The following is a 514-nucleotide window of genomic DNA, read 5'->3' on the forward strand; positions in this document are numbered from 1 at the left end:
CCCGCCGCCTCGATCGCCTCGACAATGAGTTCGCACGCCGCCTCGTTGCTTGCGAGGTCGGGCGCAAAGCCACCCTCGTCGCCGACTGCGGTCTTGAGACCGCGTTGGCGCAGCAGGCCACGCAAGGCGGCGTAGGTTTCGGCGCCATAGCGCATTGCCTCGGCAAATGTCGGCGCCCCCACCGGGACCAGCATGAACTCCTGGAAGTCGAGGCTGCTGTCGGCATGTTTGCCGCCATTGAGCACGTTCATGCACGGCATCGGCAGGAGCGTGGCACCCCCGCCGCCCAGCGAGGCATAAAGCGGCCTCCCCGACGCGACGGCTGCCGCGCGCGCGACCGCCATCGAGATCCCCAATATGGCGTTGCCACCCAACCGCCCCTTATTGGGCGTGCCGTCGAGCGCGATCATGGCCCCATCGATCCCGAGTTGATCGCGAGCATCCATGCCGATCACCGTTCGCGCGATCTCGCCATCGACATGGGCGATCGCCTTTCGTACGCCCTTGCCCCCAT

1 pseudogene is annotated in these 514 nt (G+C 66.9%); it reads right to left on the bottom strand.

Annotated features, from left to right (window positions below):
* Window positions 1–514 (bottom strand): annotated as a pseudogene (gene eno, locus AACY45_RS27945) (phosphopyruvate hydratase); the annotation flags it as partial.

It is taken from the genome of Pseudomonas sp. RA_35y_Pfl2_P32 (assembly GCF_963970735.1).
In the GTDB taxonomy this organism is placed as follows: domain Bacteria; phylum Pseudomonadota; class Gammaproteobacteria; order Pseudomonadales; family Pseudomonadaceae; genus Aquipseudomonas.